This is a genomic window from Azonexus hydrophilus DSM 23864, from assembly GCF_000429605.1.
In the GTDB taxonomy this organism is placed as follows: Bacteria; Pseudomonadota; Gammaproteobacteria; order Burkholderiales; family Rhodocyclaceae; genus Azonexus; species Azonexus hydrophilus.
Window position 1 is genome coordinate 15,059 of the sequence record NZ_AUCE01000019.1, and the last position, 18,598, is coordinate 33,656.

General features: G+C 64.6%; 16 protein-coding genes. 9 read left to right on the forward strand and 7 right to left on the reverse strand.

Annotation, left to right across the window (positions count from 1 at the left end):
* Positions 1-83: 83 nt before the first annotated feature.
* The gene (locus G471_RS0110980) at positions 84-740 is read right to left on the reverse strand and encodes a hypothetical protein (RefSeq protein WP_028995382.1); all 657 of its coding nucleotides are present in this window, start codon (positions 738-740) and stop codon (positions 84-86) included.
* A gap of 229 nt (positions 741-969) precedes the next feature.
* Here G471_RS0110980 and dinB point away from each other — a divergent pair, with 229 nt between their 5' ends.
* Positions 970-2,118, forward strand: coding sequence for a DNA polymerase IV (gene dinB / locus G471_RS0110985; RefSeq protein WP_028995383.1), 1,149 nt, complete (start codon positions 970-972; stop codon positions 2,116-2,118).
* 52 nt (positions 2,119-2,170) lie between these two features.
* A complete protein-coding gene (locus G471_RS0110990; RefSeq protein ID WP_028995384.1) occupies positions 2,171-3,037 on the forward strand; it encodes an EamA family transporter in 867 nt (288 codons plus the stop codon).
* Positions 3,038-3,043: 6 nt separating this feature from the next.
* Here the strand turns inward: G471_RS0110990 and G471_RS0110995 are convergent, their stop codons facing one another.
* From G471_RS0110995 to parE, 3 genes are all read right to left on the reverse strand, one after another.
* Complete coding sequence (locus G471_RS0110995) at positions 3,044-4,081, reverse strand: patatin-like phospholipase family protein (protein ID WP_028995385.1); 1,038 nt, start codon at positions 4,079-4,081, stop codon at positions 3,044-3,046.
* A gap of 50 nt (positions 4,082-4,131) precedes the next feature.
* Entirely contained in the window at positions 4,132-5,049 is a 918-nt protein-coding gene (locus G471_RS0111000; protein WP_028995386.1) for a patatin-like phospholipase family protein, read from the reverse strand.
* 83 nt (positions 5,050-5,132) lie between these two features.
* The gene (gene parE / locus G471_RS0111005) at positions 5,133-7,082 is read right to left on the reverse strand and encodes a DNA topoisomerase IV subunit B (protein ID WP_028995387.1); all 1,950 of its coding nucleotides are present in this window, start codon (positions 7,080-7,082) and stop codon (positions 5,133-5,135) included.
* Positions 7,083-7,261: 179 nt separating this feature from the next.
* Here parE and G471_RS17440 point away from each other — a divergent pair, with 179 nt between their 5' ends.
* Together G471_RS17440 and nfsB are read left to right on the forward strand one after the other, a co-directional pair.
* Positions 7,262-8,890: a flagellar assembly protein A gene (locus G471_RS17440; RefSeq protein WP_043421528.1), complete on the forward strand. Its 1,629-nt coding sequence runs from the start codon at positions 7,262-7,264 to the stop codon at positions 8,888-8,890.
* 69 nt (positions 8,891-8,959) lie between these two features.
* The gene (gene nfsB, locus G471_RS0111015; RefSeq protein WP_028995388.1) at positions 8,960-9,613 is read left to right on the forward strand and encodes an oxygen-insensitive NAD(P)H nitroreductase; all 654 of its coding nucleotides are present in this window, start codon (positions 8,960-8,962) and stop codon (positions 9,611-9,613) included.
* A gap of 4 nt (positions 9,614-9,617) precedes the next feature.
* Here the strand turns inward: nfsB and G471_RS0111020 are convergent, their stop codons facing one another.
* A complete protein-coding gene (locus G471_RS0111020; RefSeq protein ID WP_051295447.1) occupies positions 9,618-10,130 on the reverse strand; it encodes a GNAT family N-acetyltransferase in 513 nt (170 codons plus the stop codon).
* An 88-nt stretch (positions 10,131-10,218) separates the two neighbouring features.
* Between G471_RS0111020 and G471_RS0111025 the strand changes: the two genes are divergently transcribed.
* On the forward strand, positions 10,219-11,256 hold the full coding sequence (locus tag G471_RS0111025; RefSeq protein WP_028995390.1) for a zinc ribbon domain-containing protein: 1,038 nt from the start codon (positions 10,219-10,221) through the stop codon (positions 11,254-11,256).
* On the opposite strand, the gene chrA is transcribed toward G471_RS0111025, so the two are convergent.
* Complete coding sequence (chrA, locus tag G471_RS0111030) at positions 11,253-12,437, reverse strand: chromate efflux transporter (protein WP_425387153.1); 1,185 nt, start codon at positions 12,435-12,437, stop codon at positions 11,253-11,255. The genes G471_RS0111025 and chrA overlap by 4 nt on opposite strands.
* Positions 12,438-12,552: 115 nt before the next feature.
* Between chrA and G471_RS17445 the strand changes: the two genes are divergently transcribed.
* Genes G471_RS17445 through G471_RS0111045 form a run of 3 tightly spaced genes read left to right on the forward strand, consistent with a single transcriptional unit; the run spans position 12,553 to position 15,799 of the window.
* A complete protein-coding gene (locus G471_RS17445) occupies positions 12,553-14,448 on the forward strand; it encodes an AsmA family protein (RefSeq protein ID WP_169720494.1) in 1,896 nt (631 codons plus the stop codon).
* A gap of 44 nt (positions 14,449-14,492) precedes the next feature.
* A complete protein-coding gene (locus tag G471_RS0111040; RefSeq protein ID WP_028995392.1) occupies positions 14,493-14,918 on the forward strand; it encodes an acyl-CoA thioesterase in 426 nt (141 codons plus the stop codon).
* A complete protein-coding gene (locus G471_RS0111045) occupies positions 14,915-15,799 on the forward strand; it encodes a radical SAM protein (protein WP_028995393.1) in 885 nt (294 codons plus the stop codon). Before G471_RS0111040 ends, G471_RS0111045 begins: the two co-directional genes overlap by 4 nt.
* Here G471_RS0111045 and G471_RS17450 read toward each other — a convergent pair.
* On the reverse strand, positions 15,796-16,530 hold the full coding sequence (locus G471_RS17450; protein WP_051295448.1) for a response regulator transcription factor: 735 nt from the start codon (positions 16,528-16,530) through the stop codon (positions 15,796-15,798). The two genes, G471_RS0111045 and G471_RS17450, sit on opposite strands and share 4 nt — an antisense overlap.
* A gap of 115 nt (positions 16,531-16,645) precedes the next feature.
* Between G471_RS17450 and G471_RS0111055 the strand changes: the two genes are divergently transcribed.
* A complete protein-coding gene (locus tag G471_RS0111055; RefSeq protein WP_169720495.1) occupies positions 16,646-18,589 on the forward strand; it encodes a sensor histidine kinase in 1,944 nt (647 codons plus the stop codon).
* Positions 18,590-18,598 lie beyond the last annotated feature (9 nt).

An 18,598-nucleotide genomic window follows, 5' to 3' on the forward strand; every position in this document is an offset into this window, starting at 1 on the left:
CAGTTTACCCGCTGCCGTCGGTAAACGACATGGGGCGGCCCGCAGGCCGCCCCGGATCGATGTGTTTCTGGTTCGCTGCCGACTCAGCCGAGCGCGGTTCTCTGCTTGTTGTACTGCTCCAGTGCCCGCTGCGTGCCATAGGAAATGGCATCTTCAACGGAAGCGAACTGGCGCCGCGACGAACTGTTGTTGCTGGTCTGAGCCTTGCTGCTTTCCTCGTTGGTGGCGCTGGTCTGGCGGGCGGCGGTCTGCTCGGCAGCACGGGCCGTGCCGTAGGCAATGGCTTCGTCGACCGAGGCGAATTGACGGCGGGACGTGCCCTTGCTGGCCTGGGTCCGGGTATTTTCTTCGTTGTTGGCGCTGTTCTGCTGAACACCGCGCTGCTCGGCCGCACGGGCAGTGCCGTAGGCGATGGCTTCATCGACCGAAGCAAACTGGCGACGTTCTGGCCGTGCCGTGGCCGATGCGCTGCGCGTGCTTTCTGCCTGTTGTTTGGCGACGCCGTCGGCGCTTAGCGTGACTTTGGTCGAACTGTTGTCACCGGTCGTCGAGGTGGCACGCGAAACCTGTTGCTGGGCATTTTTCAGCCCGGTGGTGTCGGCACCGATGGCGCTGGCCATTTTCTCGGCAGCCTTCAGGCTATTGTTCAGGGCGTTCATCGACCGCTCATTACGGCTATTGACCGCCTGGTTGCGATAGGCGTCTTGCGCGGCGGTGCTGGAACTGATGGGGCTGGACATGATGGCCTCCTGGGTCAGGATGCGGTGTTGCGGGTCACTGAGACGACTAGGACAACACTGTACGCCAAGCGAGGGCGGCTTGTGCAAAGAAAATGAGCAATGCAACAAAAGTGCTTATCTGTCAGTTGGCTAGCAGCAACACCCAGTGCGCTTCCACAGACTTATCCACAGATTTCGTGGATAACCCGGAGGCTGGCGCGAGCGGCCTTTCGGGCTTTATACTGTGCATATGAACAGTGATCGCCGCATTGCCCACCTCGATATGGACGCTTTCTTCGCGTCGGTCGAGCTCCAGCATTACCCCATGCTGCGCAGTCAGCCGGTGGTCGTTGGCGGTCGCCGCGTCGACCGCCCGGTCGAGCAGGCCGACGGCAGCCTGCGCTTCGCCCGCCTGCGCGATTACGTCGGGCGCGGCGTGATCACCACCTCGACCTACGAGGCGCGGGCGCTCGGCGTGTTTTCCGGGATGGGGCTGATGAAGGCGGCGCAACTGGCGCCCGACGCCATCCTGCTGCCGGCCAACTTCGACGCCTACCGCGACTACTCGCGGCGTTTCAAGGCGGCGGTGGCGAGCGTCGCGCCGGTGATCGAGGACCGCGGCATCGACGAGATCTACATCGACCTGAGCGGCATCGCCGAGGACAGCCTGCCGCTGGCCCGGCGGATCAAGCAGGCGGTATTCGCGGCGAGCGGACTGAGCTGTTCGATCGGCATCACCCCGAACAAGCTGCTGGCCAAGATTGCTTCCGACCTCGACAAGCCCGACGGCATCACCATCCTCAGCCATGAGGACGTGCCGACGCGGATCTGGCCGCTGGCGGCGCGCAAGATCAACGGCATCGGCCCGAAAGCGGCCGAGCGGCTGCGCGCCATGGGTGTCGACACGGTCGGCCAGCTGGCGGCGGTGGCCGAGAGCGAACTGGTCCGCCGCTTCGGCGCCAGCACCGGCAGCTGGCTGTGGCGCGCCGCCCGCGGCATCGACGAGCGGCCGCTGGTGACCGAGCGCGACCCCAAGTCGGTCAGCCGCGAGAGCACCTTCGAGCGCGATCTCGACGTCGGCCTCGACCGGGCGGCGCTCTCCGAGGCCTTCACCGGGCTGTGCGCCCGGGTCGCCGACGACCTCGCGCGCAAGGGCCTGGTAGCGCGGACGATCGGGATCAAGCTGCGTTTCGCCGATTTCAGCACGGTCACCCGCGACCTGACGCTGGCCGAACCGCTGGCCGACGCCCGGGCGATCCGCCAGGCGGCCGGGCAGTGCCTGAAGCGCATCGCGCTCGGCAAGCGTATCCGCCTGCTCGGCGTGCGCGCGGCCGGGCTGCAGCCACCGCCTGCAACGCCGCAGCCGCTGGCGGTGCAGGCCGAGCTGCAACTCTTTTAGCGGCCGGTGCCGCCTGCCTTTATCATTCGCGCTTTTGCCGCCGGCCGTTCTCATGTCCTACCTGCTCATCGTCAACCTGATCTGGTCGTTTTCCTTCAGCCTGATCGGCCAGTATCTCGCCGGCCAGGTCGACAGCGACTTCGCCGTGCTTGCCCGGGTTGCCGTCGCCGCCCTGATCTTTTTGCCGTTCACCGTCTGGCGCGGCCTGCCGGTGCGGCTGGCGGCCGGTTTCTGGCTGGCCGGGGCACTGCAGTTCGGCATCACTTACCTTTGTCTGTACCGCAGCTTCAGCGTGCTGACGGTGCCGGAAGTGCTGCTGTTCACGGTGCTGACGCCGATCTACGTGACCCTGATCGAGGACGCGCTCGAACGCCGCTTCAACCGCTGGGCGCTGTTCGCCGCCGCGGTCGCTGTCGGCGGCGGCATCCTGATCCGCTGGCAGCCGCTGGCCGGCGATTTCCTGTGGGGTTTCGTGCTGCTGCAGATTGCCAACGCGACCTTCGCCGCCGGCCAGGTGCTGTGCCGCCACCTGTTGCTGCGCCACCCGGTCGAGCTGCCGCTGTACCGCTTCTTCGGCCATTTCTTCCTCGGCGCGCTGGTCCTCGTGCTGCCGTCCTTCCTGATTTTCGGCAACCCGGACAAGCTGCCGGTCACGGCGATCCAGTGGGGCGTGCTGCTGTGGATGGGCCTGTTCGCCACGGCGCTCGGCTTGTTCTGGTGGGTCAAGGGCAGTGTCCGCGTCGATGCCGGCACGCTGGCGGTGATGAACGAGCTGCACGTGCCGCTCGGCCTGCTGGTCAACCTGCTGATCTGGAACCGCGACGCCGACCTCGCCAAGATCGCGCTGGGCGGCAGCGTCATCCTGCTGTCGCTGGGAATCAGCCGGCTTGGCCGGCGGCCGGTGCCGGCTGCCGCCTGACCCGGTTCAGTAGAACAGCGCGCCGAGGTCGAGCGTCGGCCGTCGGCCGAGCGCCTCGCGCTGGTCGGCCAGCCAGCGGCCGGCGTGGGCGCGGCCCTGGTCGCGCAATTGTTCGAAGAAAACCCGGTTGACCGCCAGCTTGCTGTCGGCCGGCAGTTCGCCGAGCACGCTGTCGGCGCTGATTGCGTGGAAGCGCAGGCGGGCGAAGCGGCGTTCCAGGCGGGCCACCGGCAGGCGGTCGAGCAGCCAGTCGGGCAGCGGTTGCTCGCTGGCGATCTGCTCGCGCAGGTGGGCGAACATCCGCATCTCGCGCAGGAAGGTGGCGTTGAATGCCAGTTCGCGCAGGCGCTCGCGGATTTCCTTGGCACTGGCCGGGGTTTCGTTGAAACGCAGCGGCGACAGCAGGACCAGCAGGATGTCGGCCGACTGGCAGTGATAGACCAGCGGGAAGACCGCCGGATTGGCGCTGTAGCCGCCATCCCAGTAGGGTTCGCCGTCGATCTCGATGGTCCGGTGGATGGTCGGCAGGCAGGCCGAAGCGAGCAGCGTGTCGGCCGACAGTTCGTGGTTCTGGAACAGCCGCAGCTTGCCGGAATTGGCGTGGGTCGCGGCGATGAACAGCTTGACCGGGCTGGCGGCGCGCAGGCCGGCGAAGTCGATCTGGCGCTCGATGACGTCGCGCAGCGGGTTGAGGTCGAAGGGGTTCAACTGCTCCGGGCTGAGGTGATCGGTCCATTGCAGCATCATCTTCAGCGCCGGCGCCATGCTGCTGCTCTGGGCGCTGCCAAACTGCGCCGGCATGGTCTCGGCCATCGCCAGCCAGAAATCAGCCAGTGCCCGGCGCGCGCCCTCGCGGCCGCCATGCAGCAGGCCGTGGGCCAGGCAGGCGGCGTTCATGGCGCCGGCACTGGTGCCGCTGACGCCTTCGAAATCGACCGATTCATCCTCGAGCAGCGCGTCGAGCACGCCCCAGGTGAAGGCGCCGTGGGCGCCACCGCCTTGCAGGGCGAGGTTGATCCGGGAGGGCAGGGGACTGCTGGTCATCGGTGCGGACTCCGCTGGGGCGACGCCCCGATGATAGCCGTGCCCGGCGTTCACCGCAGCAGTTTGCTGCGGATCGCCGGCAGCGCCGCTTGCGCGGCCCGTTCGCCCTCGATCATCGCCTCGTGGCGGGCGGCGAAATTCCAGGATTTGACGTAGGGCAGGCGCGGGCGGATGACGATGTCGGCTTCGGCCAGTTCGGTCTTGCCGATGACGTTGCCCATGATCGTCGTCGTCTGCCAGAGAATCGCGCTCATGCTGTCGACTGGCTGGCCTTCGGCGGTCGCGGAAATATCGACGGCAATGACGAAATCGGCACCCATCTCGCGCACTGCGCGCACCGGCACCGGGCTGGTCAGGCCGCCGTCGACGTATTGCCGGCCGTTGATCGCCACTGGCTGGAAAACACCGGGGACGGCCGCCGACGCACGCACTGCCATGCCGCTGTCGCCGCTGCGGAAAACGACGCGCTCGCCGCTGTTGAGATCGGTGACGACGGTGCCGAAAGCGATGTTCAGCTTTTCCAGCGGCCGGCGTTTGAGGTGCTGGTTGACGAAGGACTGCAGCGCTTCGCCCTTGAGCAGGCCGGGGCCGCGCAGCGTCCAGTCGGCGAACAGCGTTTCGTCGAGCTGGATCGCCAGCTTCTGCATGGCGAAGGCGTCGAAGCCACCGGCGTAGAGCGAACCGACGACGGCACCGGCACTGGTGCCGACGACGTAATCGGGCACGATGCCATGCGATTCGAGCATCTTGATCACGCCGATATGGGCGAAGCCGCGCGCGGCGCCACCGCCCAGCGCCAGGCCGATCTTCGGCTTGGCTGGTACTGGCGGCGGGCTGACGACGATGGGGGCGGGCGCCGGTTCGGGCTTGCTGCCGGGCAGGGTCATGCAGCCGGAGAGCAGCAAGGCGCCAGCAATGAGCAAGGCACGGCGGCTGTTGGGCGAGGCGGAAAAGCGCGCGGAAATCATGGTGCCGCGATCATAGCCGTCCGGCGCCCGGCGGCTGTTGACGGTACACCGGCTTTTTACGGGATTTTTGTAACGGTGCGCTCTCAGACATCCGTCTCGACCAGCCCGCCGTCCTTCTCCATCCAGGCCCGGCGGCCGGCGGCCTCGCCTTTGCCCATCAGCAGCGTGAAGGTCCGGGCCATTTCGACCAGGGTTTCGCGCGGTGCCTGGAACGGCACCAGCCGGCGGGTATCCGGGCAGAGCGTGGTTTCCCAGAGCTGGTCGGGGTTCATTTCACCGAGGCCCTTGAAGCGCGAGACGGTGATCTTGTTTTCGTTGATGCCTTCCTCGCGCAGCTTGTGCAGGGTCTGTTCCTTCTCGGCTTCGTCGAGACAGTAGATCTTGCGCGTGTGGCCGCGGGCTTCGACGTCGACGCGGAACAGCGGTGGCTGGGCGACGTGGATGTGGCCCCTCTCGACCAGCGCCGGGAAATGCTTGAGGAAGAGCGTGAACAGCAGGACCTGGATGTGCGAGCCGTCGACGTCGGCGTCGGACATGACGATGATGCGGCCGTAGCGCAGGCCGGAGAGGTCGATGCTGTCGAGTTGGTCGATGCCGTGCGGGTCGACGCCGACTGCCACCGAGATGTCGTGCACTTCGTTGTTCTTGAACAGCTGGTCGCGTTCGACTTCCCAGGTGTTGAGTACCTTGCCGCGCAGCGGCAGCACGGCTTGCGTTTCCTTGTCGCGGCCCTGTTTGGCCGAGCCGCCGGCCGAGTCACCCTCGACCAGGAAGAGTTCGTTGCGGCTGATGTCGTCGGATTCGCAGTCGGTCAGTTTGCCGGGCAGGGTGGCGATGCCGGAGGATTTCTTCTTCTCGACCTTCTGCGTTGATTTCAGCCGGTTCTGTGCGGCCTTGACCGCCAGTTCGGCAATCTTCCTGCCGAAGTCGGCGTGGTTGTTCAACCACAACTCGAACGGGTCGCGGACCATCTGGGCGACCAGCTTGTAGGCGTCGCGGCTGGTCAGCTTTTCCTTGGTCTGGCCCTGGAACTGCGGGTCGAGCACCTTGGCCGAGAGCAGGTAGGTCATCTTGCCGCAGACGTCTTCCTGAGCCAGCTTCACTTTCGCCGGCAGGATCGCGTGGTGTTCGGCAAAGGCCTTGACCGCCTCGAACACGCCGGATTTCAGCCCGGCCTCGTGGGTGCCGCCGTCGAGCGTCGGAATCAGGTTGACGTAACTTTCCGGCTTGCCGCCGCCTTCCTCGAACCAGGCCAGCGCCCAGGTCGCGCCTTCGCCGACGGCGAAACCGTTTTCTACGGCGACATATTTCTCGCCGACGAAGATCGGCGCCACTGGCGTGCCGGCCATCATTTCGGCCAGGTAGTCGGCCATGCCGTTCTGGTAGCACCAGACCTTCTTGTCCTGGCCGTCGATTTCCAGTTCGACGGTAACGTTGGGCATCAGCACGGCCTTCGAGCGCAGCAGGTGTTCAAGCTGGCCGAGGTTGACCTTCGGTGAATCGAAATACTTGGGGTCGGGCGAGATGCGTATCGTCGTGCCGGTCGTACGCGGGCCGACCTCGCCGATTTTCGCCAGCGGCTCGACAACGAAACCGTCGGCGAAGACGATCTTGTGCACGCCGCCAGCGCGCTTGATCTCGACTTCCAGGCGGGTGGACAGCGCGTTGGTCACCGAAACGCCGACGCCGTGCAGACCGCCGGAGAAACGGTAGGCGTTGCCCGATTCCTTCTTGTTGAACTTGCCGCCGGCGTGCAGCTTGCAGAACACCAGCTCGACCGCCGGCTTGCCTTCCTCCGGATGAATTTCGACCGGGATGCCGCGGCCGTTGTCGGACACCTCGATGACGCCGTCGGCGCCGATGCGCACCGCGATCTTTTTGGCGAAGCCGGCCAGCGCCTCGTCGGCGGCGTTGTCGATGACTTCCTGGACGATGTGCGTCGGGCAGGTCGTCCTGGTGTACATCCCCGGGCGTTCCTTGACGGGTTCAAGGTCCTTGAGGACGCGGATCGAAGCAGCGGAATAGTCGGTCATCGGGCGGAAAAGGATTTTGTAAACGGAGGCCAGCGGTGCCAGCCAGGAAAGCTGCAGGATTTTAGCCGCTACACCAACTTGTGCGCGGTTTTTTGCACATTCCCACATTTCGCAAAATTGGCGTATGGTAGATAAAAATAACAACTTGCCGATTACCCTGGGAGCGAGGGAGACAAGCCGTGGATCAAGAAAACACTGGGCCAGCCCTGCAACTGCACTTCGACGAAGCGTCGAAGAAGCTGCTGGCGACCGTCATTACCGACCGCGAGGCGCCGCCGCTGGATGAGCCCGGCCTGCGAGAATTTCTGGCTGCGCAAGGCTGGAGTGCGCTGCGTTACCTGCCGAACATGGCCATCGGGCTACTGGCCAGCCACAACGCCGGCGTTGCCTGTACGCTGCCGATTGCCGAGGCCATCGATGCCGTGATCGGCATCGAGCTATCCCCGGATGGCGTCGAAGCCTGGCTGAACATTGCGCCGTCCGAGGGCGGTGCAGCGGCCACCGCTGACGCCGTGCTCGCGCTGCTGGCCGACAACGGAATCGGCGAAGGCATCGACATGGCGGCAATCGCAGCCGCCGTTGCTGCGGGCAGCGCCAGCCATGTCGTCATTGCCCGTGGTGTGCCGCCGGTGAATGGTGCCGATGGACGGCTCGAATCGCTGTTGCCGGAAGTCCGTGATCGGCGCCCCCAGGTTGATGCCAGCGGCCATACCGATTACCGCGATCTCGGCGACATCTTCGTCGTGCACAGCGGCGACTGGCTGATGCTGCGCCATCCGCCGACCGACGGCACGCCCGGGCGCAGTCTGCTTGGTGAAACGATCCCGGCGACGCCGGGCAAGACGGTGATGTACGCCAGTTCATTACCCGGTACCGCCTTCGATCCGGCCAATCCCGACCTGCTGGTGGCGGCAATCAACGGCCAGCCAGTGGTCGTCGCCGGCGGCATGATGGTCGAACCGGTCTATCGCGTGGCCACAGTATCGACCGCCACCGGCAACGTCGATTTCGACGGCAGCGTCGTGGTCGCCGGCGATGTGTGCACCGGCATGACGGTGCGTGCTTCCGGCGACATCGAGGTTGGCGGCGTGGTCGACATGGGCACGCTGGAAGCGGGCGGCAGCATCGTCGTCAAGGGCGGCGCCATGGGCTCGCTCGGGCGCAAGACCAGCGAGGAATGCCATATCCGCAGCGGCGGCAGCTTTCACTCGGCCTATGCCCAGCAGGCCAGGATCGAGGCGGGCGACAGCATCTTCATCGACGATACGGCGATGCAGTGCGAACTGACTGCGATCAACCACATCAATGTCGGCGGCAAGCGGCGCGGCCACATCATCGGCGGCCATCTGCAGGCGACGCTGTCGATCACCGGCAAGGTGGTCGGTTCGCCCAATCGCGTGCTGACGCATTGCGCCATCGGCGTCAATCCGTTGATGCACAAGCAACTGCTCCAGATGAGCAAGGTCCGCGACGAGCATGAAACGCAACTGCTCGAGGTCGCCAAGCTGCTCGACTTCGCCGGCAAGAATCCCGGCCGCCTGCGCCCCGAGATGATCGCCAAGGCGCGTGCCACCGCCGCGCAGTTGTCGGCGCAGATCGCCGAAATGCGCGAGGAACAGGATGCGCTGACCCACAAGATCGAGCTGTCGCAGCAATCCCGTGTGGTGGCCAAAGAGCTGCTGTGCGAAGGGGTCGAGGTGCATCTCGGCAACCAGTGTTACAAGGTGGTCGGCGAGCACGGCGCCTGCGCGGTTGGAATGGGTAGCCACGGCCTCGAATTGATGGCGATCGACGACAAGGAAGGCTGATCGGTCACGCTGCGGGAACTTCCTGCTAATCTCGCACACCTAGCTGTCGATCATTTACCAGGAGCACCCATGAACATCGCCGAAATCGCCACCACCCGCCGTACCTGCAAGGCCTTCGATCCGACCCGCAAGATCGATCCCGCGGCCATCGAACAATTGAAGACGCTGCTGCGCTTTGCGCCGTCGTCGGTCAATTCGCAGCCCTGGCACTACATCATTGCCAGCACCGAGGAAGGCAAGGAAAAGATTGCGGCAACGCTGGCCGGTCGTTTCGAATACAACGCGCCCAAGGTGCGCAATGCCTCGCACGTGGTTGTCCTCTGTGTCCGTCGCGACCTTGACGATGCCCACCTGCAGGCCCTGATCGAGCAGGAAACGCGCGACGGCCGCTTTGCCACGCCGGAAGCGAAGGAAATGCAGCACAACGCCCGCGTCTTCTACACCACGCTGCATCGCGACCAGTTGGACGACCTGCCGCGGTGGACCGAGAAGCAGATCTACATCGCCCTCGGTTCGTTGCTCTTTGGCGCTGCCGCGCTCGGCATCGACGCCTGCCCGATGGAAGGGATAGATGCCGCCGCCGTTGATGCGGCGCTCGGTCTCGAAGCCCAGGGGCTGCGCTGCGTGCTGTTGACTGCGCTCGGCTATGGCAGCGCGCAGGATTTCAACGCCACGCTGCCGAAGTCGCGTCTGCCGGTTGCTTCGGTGATCAGCGAAATCTGAGTCGTCAGCCGGCCGGCCGCGACATGTAGCGTGCCGGCCCGGGGTAGGTCGCCAGGGCCGTTTCGCCTGCCGGCGATAGTGCGTCGTGGTCGACGAAGCCCTGGCGCTGCCAGAAGCTGAAAGCCGCCTGCACGCAAACCAGGGCCGCATGCGCCAGCCCGCCTTGGCGGGCGGCCTGCAGGGCGTGGCCGACCAGCGCCGCGCCCAGGCCGCAGCCGGCGGCTGAGGGCGATACTGCCAGGTCGTGGAAGTAGAGGCAGTCGGCTGATTCGGCCAGTTCGAAAACGCCGCCCAGCGGCGTCACCTTGCCCAGTCGCGACGGGTAGGTCGCCAGATAGGCGCAGATTTCCCCGTGTTTTTCCGCCACCCAGGCAAATTCTCCTGCCGTGTCCAGACGCTGCTGCCAGGTTGCCGCATCCTCGTTCATCGACGGCGGGTAGCACAGGCGCTGTACGGCCAGTATCGACGGCAGGTCGGCGGGGTGGCTGGGGCGAAGGTGGATTGGGTCGGTCTGCATGGGGATGCGATTCTAGGCCGGCAATCGGCGAAGTCAATTTGCCCGCCGACAGGTAACATGCGCTTTTCATCACCGTGAGGCGCCGTCGATGAGCAAGGCATTGCGTTGGTCGGAACGCTGGTTCCGCTTCGGATTGTGGATCGTTGCCGTGGTCTTTGCCAGTTTCCTGATCGGGCTGGGCGGCAATATCGTCGAAAACCTGCCGCGCGTCGAGCAGCGGCTGACGCTGGACAGTTTCCTCGACCAGGCGGCCGCCGAGCGTCTGCGTAGCGAGATCGAAGCGGCGCAGCAGGCCCGCCAGACGGCGCAGGATGCGCATGACCAGGCGCAACTGAAACTGAACATCGCCCGTTCGGACGCGAGCACTGCCCGCGACACCTTCAACAACTGGTTGGCGACCCGACGGGCGACGCAACGCGCCGAGCAGGATCAGGAGCTGATCGCCCGCACCGGCGAGCTCGATGCCCTGAAAGCCGCCGAGCGCAAGGCGCTGGCGGTGGTGCAGACCCAGCAGCAGGTCCTGCTCGACCAGCAACAGGCGGAAAGCCGTGCCCGGCAGGCGTTGAGCGACATGCGCGAGGCGGCCGGCGAGCGCTATCACGATGAGTTGCGCGGCCAGGAATTGCGCGTCTTCGGCTACCGACTGGCCTTGACCCTGCCGCTGCTGGCCGTTGCCGGCTGGCTGTTCGCCAGGCAGCGCAAGAGTAGCTGGTGGCCGTTCGTCTGGGGTTTCATCTACTTCGCCCTGTTTGCCTTCTTCGTCGAGCTGGTGCCCTACATCCCGAGCTACGGCGGCTGGGTCCGTTACGTGGTCGGCATCGTGCTCACCGTCCTGGTCGGGCGTTACGCCATCATTGCCCTGAATCGTTATCTGGAGCGCCAGAAACAGGCCGAGGCCCTGCCCGATGTCGAGCGGCGCAAGGAACTGTCCTACGACGTGGCGCTGGCGCGGCTGGGCAAAAAGGTCTGCCCCGGTTGCGAGCGCGCCGTCGATCTGACCAATACCGCCATCGATTACTGCCCGCACTGCGGCATCTGCCTGTTCGACCACTGCACCGCCTGTAACGAGCGCAAGAGCGCCTTCGCCCGTTTCTGCCACGCCTGCGGCGCGGCAGCGCGCAGCTAGAGGAGGAGGGCGCCGGCCAGCGCGCAGCCGGCGACGACGCGCCACGGCGCCTGCTTGCCGAACATCAGCGCGGCGAAGGCGAGGGCGGCGAGCAGCAGTTCCAGCGGCCCGTGGATGGCGCTGGTCCACACCGGGTCGTAGAGCGCCGCCAGCAGGATGCCGACGACCACGGCATTGACGCCGGCCAGGGCGGCACGGGCGCGCTGGTTGGTGCGCAGCGCGTCCCAGAAGGGCAGCGCCCCGGCCACCAGCAGAAAGGCCGGCAGGAAGATGGCCGCCAGCGCCAGCAGACCGCCGCCCCAGCCGTTGGGCGCGAGGTTGCCGGCGGCGCCGAGGAAGGCGGCGAAGGTGAACAGCGGGCCGGGCACCGCCTGCGCGGCGCCGTAACCGGCGAGGAAAGTCTCGCTGCCGATCCAGCCCGGGGCGACGGTTTCAGCCTGCAGCAGCGGCAGCACCACGTGTCCACCGCCGAAGACCAGGGCGCCGGCCCGGTAGAAGGCATCGACCAAGGCCAGCGCCTGTCCGGGGAAGGCTTGCGCCAGCAGCGGTAGCCCGGCCAGACCCAGGAAGAAGAGCAGCAGCCAGAGGCTGGCGGCACGCCGGCCGATGCCGGCGGCGAGCGCTTCGCCGGGCGTGGTGATGCCTGACTGCTTGAGGCTCAAGCCGATCAGTCCGCCGACGACAATCACGCCGATCTGGCTCCAGGCCGACGGCAGAGCGAGCAGAAAGGCGGCGGCCGCCAGTGCCAGTACGCGCCGGGGCCAGTCCGGGCAGAGGCTCTTGGCCATGCCCCAGACCGCCTGTGCGACGACGGCGACGGCGACGATCTTGAGGCCGGCGATCAGGCCGCCGGGCAGGCGGTCGCCGAATTCGACCAGGCCGATGGCAAACAGGATGAGCAGAATCGCCGACGGCAGCGTGAAGCCGCACCAGGCGGCCAGTGCGCCGCGATAACCGGCGCGTTGCAGGCCGAGCGCCAGGCCGACCTGGCTGCTCGCCGGGCCAGGCAGGAATTGACAGAGCGCGACCAGATCGGCGTAGGCCGCATCGCTCAGCCAGCGGCGACGATGAACGAATTCCTCGCGGAAATAGCCAAGGTGGGCAATCGGGCCACCGAAGGCAGTCAGGCCGAGGCGGAGGAAGATCAGGAAGGTTTCGCGGACAGGAGAGAGCGTCATCATGCGCGCAGTTTAGCGACGTAATGTTTCAGAAAACAGGATGGTTTACATTTTCGAACACAAGCCGGCGCGTGATTTGTTAGGCTCGTTCCTGCTAGATCATCCGGAGTTTGAATCGATGTCCGTCATGCGCAAGATTGCTGTGGTTTTCGCCGTGTTGTTCGCTTTGCTGGCCGTCGCGGCCGGTGTTGTCTATGCGCTGTTCGACGCCGAGGCGATCAAACGCCAGATCAGCGAGCAGGTGGCCGCCAAGACTGGCCGGGTACTGACCATTGGTGGCGATGTCGGCCTGTCGGTTTGGCCGGAACTAGCGGTGCGTGCCGGTCGCGTCAGCCTGTCGGAAGCGGATGGCAAGACGGATTTTGCCGCCATCGATTCGCTGCGCGTCGCCGTGGCGGTGATGCCGCTGTTGTCCGGGCGGCTGGAAGCCCGCGAAATCGAGATCGACGGTCTGGCGCTGACCTTGATCAAGCGGCGCGACGGATCGCTCAATATCGACGATCTGCTGGCCGGGCAGAAAGAAAAGCCGGCCGGCGATGCCAAGCCCGCCGCTGCAACCGCAGAGGACAGCCAGCCGCTGCAGGTGGACATCGCCGGCCTGGCCTTGCGCAACGCCCGCTTCACCTGGCGCGATCAGACGACCGGCAAGACGACCCAGCTTTCCTCGATTGATTTTTCGACCGGTCGCCTGCAGGCCGACAGCGCCGCCGCCACCCTGGCGATTGACGCGCTCAAGCTGGCAACGCGCGGCAGCAGCGGCGACGACAGTTTCGAGTTTGCCATCGACATGCCGGCCATCCGCCTGGCCGGGCAGCGTCTGGAAACCCCGTTTTCCGGCAACCTCGGCCTGGTCAGCAGCAAGCTGCCGATGCGCAGCCTGAAACTGCCCTTGTCCGGCAAACTGGCTGTCGATCTGGCCAAGTCGAGCGCCAGCCTGGGGCTCGACACCTGGCTCGATGAATCGAAAATCGGGCTGCAACTGGCGGTTGAGCGTTTTTCGCCGCTATTTTTCAATTTTGACCTGAAGGTCGATCAACTCAATGTCGACCGCTATCTGCCGCCAAAAGCCAGCGCCAGTGCCGGTCAGGCGACGCCAACCGGCGGCGAGGCCCCCGTCGCCAAGGGCAGGGCTGACGATGCCATCGACCTGTCGGCGCTCAACGAGTTGAATTTCCGTGGCCGGGTGGCGATCGGACAGCTACAGGCGCAGGGCCTGAAAGTGTCGGCGCTCGATGCCCGGATCGCGGCAGCCAACGGCCGACTGGATATCTCGCCGATGACCGCCAAACTCTACGGCGGCAGCCTCGACGGTGCACTCGGCGTGAATGCGCGCGGCAATGTGTTCACGGTGCGCCAGAAATTGGCCGGCATCGATATCAGGGCGTTGATGAAGGACGCCATCGACAAGGAACCGCTGGAAGGTCGGGGCAGCCTGTCGCTCGATGTGAATACGCGCGGGGCCAACGCCGATGCCCTGAAACGGGCGCTGGCCGGTCAGGCGGCGCTCGAACTGCGCGATGGCGCGGTGCGCGGGGTCAATGTCGGCAAGATGCTGCGCGACGCCAAGGCTGTGCTCAAATCCGGTCAGGTCGGCAGCGCCACGGCCAGCACCACGGAAAAGACCGACTTCTCCGAACTGACCGCTTCCTTCCGGATCGCCGGCGGGGTGGCGCGCAACGATGATCTGGCCATGAAGTCGCCGCTGCTGCGCCTGGGCGGTGCCGGCGATATCGACATCGGCAACAGCCGGATCGATTACCTGGCCAAGGTCAGCATCGTTGATACTGCGCAAGGTCAGGAGGGCAAGGAACTCGCCGAGTTCCGCGGCATCACCATCCCGATCCGCCTGCGCGGCTCCTTCGACAAGCTCTCGTACTCGCTCGAAGTCGGTGATCTGTTGAAGGATGCGGCCAAGGCCAAGGTCGAGGAAAAGAAGCAGGAACTCAAGCAAAAGGCCAACGAAAAACTCCAGGAAAAGCTGGGCGGCAAATTGCAGGGCTTGTTCGGGAAATGAGTCTTCCGACCTAGAATGCGGGCTTTGCCGGAAAGTTTTCAGCCATGGCCCGCATCCGCATCGAACTGCCGGAAACCTTTGTCTTTTCGACCGAGGTTCCGATCTACATCCAGCATATCAATTACGGTCATCATCTCGACAACGCCGCGCTGCTGATGCTGGTCGCCGAGGCGCGGGTGCGTTTCTTCAAGCATTTCGGCTGGAGTGAAATGGATGTGGACGGACCGGGCATCATTGTCGCCGATGTCGCCGCCCAGTACCGGTCCGAAGCCTTCCACGGCGAGACGCTGGTGATCGGCTTTGCCACCGCCGACTTCCACGAACACGGTTGCGATCTGCTCTGGCAACTGAATGACCAGGCCAGCGGCCGCGAAGTCGCCCGTGGCAAGCACGGCATCGTCTTCTTCGATTACGCAACGCGCAGCAAGGCCAGGGTGCCGGCCAGCTTCATCGCCAAGGTCGGCGCATGATTCCGATACGTTACGTCGAGCCGGTGTTCCGGCCGCCGTCGGAAGCCGAATCGCTGATCCTGCCGGTGACCGACGGCTGCTCGTGGAACCAGTGCACCTTCTGCGAGATGTACACCGCGCCGCAGAAGAAATTTCGCGCCCGCGACGAGGCCGAGGTACTGGACAGCATCCGCGCCACCGGCGAGCGTTACGGTAGCGACATCCGCCGCGTTTTTCTGGCCGACGGCGATGCGCTGGTTTTGCCGACCCGCCGGTTGCTCACCGTGCTCGAAGCGATCCGCACGCATCTGCCGGCGGTGCGCCGCATTTCCAGCTACTGTCTGCCGCGTAATCTGAAGAAGAAAAGCCAGCAGGAAATCGACGAACTGGCCGCTGCCGGCCTCTCCATGGTCTATGTCGGCGCTGAATCGGGCGACGACGCGGTGCTGGCGGCCGTCAGCAAGGGTGAGACCTTCGATAGCACCGTCGACGCGTTGAACAAGCTCGGCGCTGCCGGCATCAGCCGCTCGGTGATGATTCTCAACGGTCTCGGTGGGCGCGAGTTGTCACGCCAGCATGCGGAGAACTCGGCGCGTCTGGCCAACGCCACCCAGCCGGAATACCTGGCGACGCTGGTAGTCAGCTTTCCCAAGGGCGAACAGCGCTTGCGCGCCGGCTTTCCCGGCTGGGAGCCGCTGACCCAGCCGGAGCTGTTCGCCGAGATGGAAATCTTCCTCGATGGGCTGGAACTGAAACGCACCGTCTTCCGTTCCGATCACGCGTCGAACTGGCTGATCCTCAAGGGCACGCTCGGCGCCGACAAGGAACGCCTGCTTGCCCAGGTGCGCCAGGCCATCGCCGGCGAGGCAAAGCTGCGTCCGGCCTGGGCGCGGGGGCTTTAGGTCCGCTCTTCGGCCCGGCTGTCGTCGCTCAGGCTGTAGCCCTGGCCGCGATGCGCGCGAATCGGAATACTCGTGCCGGTCGTGCGAGTGATCTTGCTACGCAGGCGGCTGATCACGACCTCGATGCGGTGTTTGTCGAATTCGTCGGGCAGCATGCCCATGGCCAGGCCCAGCTCCATTGGTGTGCACGGTTGCGGGGCGCGGGCGTGGAGCTGGCGCATCAACTGCAGTTCGTTGAGCGTCAAGGCGGTGCGGCTGCCGTTGGGCGCAATCAGGCTGGCAGTGTCGAGATTGAGTTGCCAGTTGGCCAGCGTTGAATTGCCGTTGGTCGTTTGCATACTGCCGGCACCATCAAAACGGTCACGCAGGCGATTCAGCGTCAGGATCAACTCATCCAGGTCGACCGGTTTGACCAGATAGGCGTCGGCACCATCCTCCAGCCCCTGCAGACGATCCTGGCGCTGACTACGTGCGGTGACGAAGATGATGCCCATCTGCTTGTCGTGGGTGCGCAGATGACGACAGATCGACAGGCCGTCCTCGTCGGGCAGACCGATGTCGAGTATGGCGACGGCAACGCGGTTGACTGCTAGGTGCCGATAAAACTGCCCGGCCGAGGCGAAGGTTTCGACAGTGTGGCCGAACTGGCCTAGCTGAAAAGCGAGTTCGTCGCGCAGGACCGGTTCGTCCTCGACAATGGCAATGTTGAAAAGCCGGGTATGTTCCTGCATGGGCTGCCAAGCGTGTTTTCAAGCGACGGCACAGTATAGCAATGGCTCGGCTATCATCCATCCGATGACGAACATTCTTCCTCATATCCGACGTTTTTTCCTGCTCTGGCCATGCTTGCTATTGCTCACCTGGCTGGTCCGGCCGGTTTTTGCAGTCGAACTCTCGGTCGAACTGGTCGCCGAACAGGGGCGGCAGCCCCTGGTGGGAAAGCTGCAACGCTATTACGACGCCAGCAACGAGCGTTCGTTCGACGAGATCGTGCAATTGGCGCGTGATGGAAAATTTTCCAGCATCGATCGCAACGACGGCCTGGGTTATGTCCCGGGAACGATCTGGCTGCGCTTCAGCGTTGAGCGGGCGCCCGATGTGCCTTCTTCATGGTGGCTGGAGGTCAGGCGGCCGGCACTGGATGAAGTCGATCTTTTCCGGCACGGAGCTGATGGCTGGCAGCGGATCGAGCAGGGGGACAACCGTCCATGGGCCGGGCGTGAGGTCCGGAACCGGAACAGCGTTTTCGTTCTCGACCTGGCGCCAGGCGTCAGCGAATATTTCGTACGCGTTCACACGACCTCGAGCAGCGCCGCCCGCCTGACTCTCTGGCAGCCTTCGGCTTTCGCCAGCTATGCAGCACTCGATATGGTGCTGGTCAGCGGCTTTGCCACGGCCATCGTGGTCATCATCCTGATCAACCTGTTGATGGCTGCGTATCTGCGCGAGCGTCTCTACCTGATCTACAGCCTCAACCTGCTTGTTTTTGCGGGGATGATGTTCCTGGTTGAAGGCCTGCTGCATTTCGTCATGATGCCGGCCGAGCCGTTGCGGGTCGAAGCATGGGTTTCGGTTTTTCATCCGCTGGTCATGCTGACGATAGCTTTCCTGTTTCGCGAGATTGTCGCCCTTTGGGAAAGCGCGCCGAGGATTGATCGCGTCTACCTGCCGTCAGTGTTGCTGATCTGTGGCCTGGGCTTGCTGGCTGTACCGCTGGGCTTTTCCGACAGCCTGAAACCCTGGCTGTGGAAGCTCTTTCTCGTCGAAATGGCGATCAACCTCGGCCTTGCCGCCTGGTTGTCCATTCGCGGCAATCGCGGTGCCCGTTTCTATTTGCTGGCTTTCGGTGTGCTACTGCTGGGCGGCGTCTTCTCCATTCTCGGTAATCTTGGTTGGTTGCCCGATCCGGCACTCGGTCCCGTCATGCCGCTGATCGGCAGTCTGCTACACATGGTCCTGATGCAGATGACCGTGAACGACCGGGTACTCGCCGCCAAGCGGGCCTACGATCTGGCACGTGAGCAGGCGCTGGCTGCGGAAAGGCGAGCGACCGAAGGGCTGAACCGCGAGGTTGCTCAGCGTACCCAGGCACTTGAAACCGCCCTTGCCAGCGAGCATCGCGTGGCCGAACAGCAGCGACTGTTCGTGCGCCTGATCTCGCACGAATTCCGTACCCCGCTGGCCGTCATTGACGCCTCGGCGCGCTCGATATCCATGTTGCCGACCCTGTCGGACGAGGTAGCGAGTCGCTGCGGTAATATCAGCCAGGCGACGCGCCGTCTTGGCGAAATGCTGGAGAAATGCGTGGCCGACAGCCGGCTAGATACCGATCTGCCGCTTGAACGGGAGCCGGTTGCGGTCACTGATCTGGTCGCCAGCCTCAGAGGGCAATTGTTGCTGGAGGGGGTCGAGCGCGAGGTGTTGTTCCACTGTCCGGCGCCGGAAACGGTCGTGCTTGGTGATCCGGTGCTGCTCCAGATACTGTTCGGCAACCTGCTTTCCAATGCCCTGAAATATTCGCCGGAGGAGAGTGTGGTCAGTGTCGATTTCCTTCATGAGAGCAATGTGCTGCGCGTGATTGTCAGCGACCGGGGCTGTGGCGTCCCGGCAACCGAGTTGGCGCATGTTTTCGACAAATTCATGCGTGGCAGCAATTCGGCCCCGAATACCGGCCTGGGCCTGGGGCTACCGCTGGCCAAGCGCATCGCCGAACTGCATGAAGGTAGTATCGAGATCGAAAGCCAACCCGGTGTGGGGACACGGGTTATCGTGGTGTTGCCGATAGCTTGAAATCTATAG

What these genes read in the sequence shown, in the direction of transcription:
- G471_RS0110980 (WP_028995382.1), bottom strand. Translation starts at nt 740, where the DNA reads ATGTCCAGCCCCATCAGTTCCAGCACCGCCGCGCAAGACGCCTATCGC.
- dinB (WP_028995383.1), top strand. Translation starts at nt 970, where the DNA reads ATGAACAGTGATCGCCGCATTGCCCACCTCGATATGGACGCTTTCTTC.
- G471_RS0110990 (WP_028995384.1), top strand. Translation starts at nt 2,171, where the DNA reads ATGTCCTACCTGCTCATCGTCAACCTGATCTGGTCGTTTTCCTTCAGC.
- G471_RS0110995 (WP_028995385.1), bottom strand. Translation starts at nt 4,081, where the DNA reads ATGACCAGCAGTCCCCTGCCCTCCCGGATCAACCTCGCCCTGCAAGGC.
- G471_RS0111000 (WP_028995386.1), bottom strand. Translation starts at nt 5,049, where the DNA reads ATGATTTCCGCGCGCTTTTCCGCCTCGCCCAACAGCCGCCGTGCCTTG.
- parE (WP_028995387.1), bottom strand. Translation starts at nt 7,082, where the DNA reads ATGACCGACTATTCCGCTGCTTCGATCCGCGTCCTCAAGGACCTTGAA.
- nfsB (WP_028995388.1), top strand. Translation starts at nt 8,960, where the DNA reads ATGAACATCGCCGAAATCGCCACCACCCGCCGTACCTGCAAGGCCTTC.
- G471_RS0111020 (WP_051295447.1), bottom strand. Translation starts at nt 10,130, where the DNA reads ATGCAGACCGACCCAATCCACCTTCGCCCCAGCCACCCCGCCGACCTG.
- G471_RS0111025 (WP_028995390.1), top strand. Translation starts at nt 10,219, where the DNA reads ATGAGCAAGGCATTGCGTTGGTCGGAACGCTGGTTCCGCTTCGGATTG.
- chrA (WP_425387153.1), bottom strand. Translation starts at nt 12,437, where the DNA reads ATGATGACGCTCTCTCCTGTCCGCGAAACCTTCCTGATCTTCCTCCGC.
- G471_RS17445 (WP_169720494.1), top strand. Translation starts at nt 12,553, where the DNA reads ATGTCCGTCATGCGCAAGATTGCTGTGGTTTTCGCCGTGTTGTTCGCT.
- G471_RS0111040 (WP_028995392.1), top strand. Translation starts at nt 14,493, where the DNA reads ATGGCCCGCATCCGCATCGAACTGCCGGAAACCTTTGTCTTTTCGACC.
- G471_RS0111045 (WP_028995393.1), top strand. Translation starts at nt 14,915, where the DNA reads ATGATTCCGATACGTTACGTCGAGCCGGTGTTCCGGCCGCCGTCGGAA.
- G471_RS17450 (WP_051295448.1), bottom strand. Translation starts at nt 16,530, where the DNA reads ATGCAGGAACATACCCGGCTTTTCAACATTGCCATTGTCGAGGACGAA.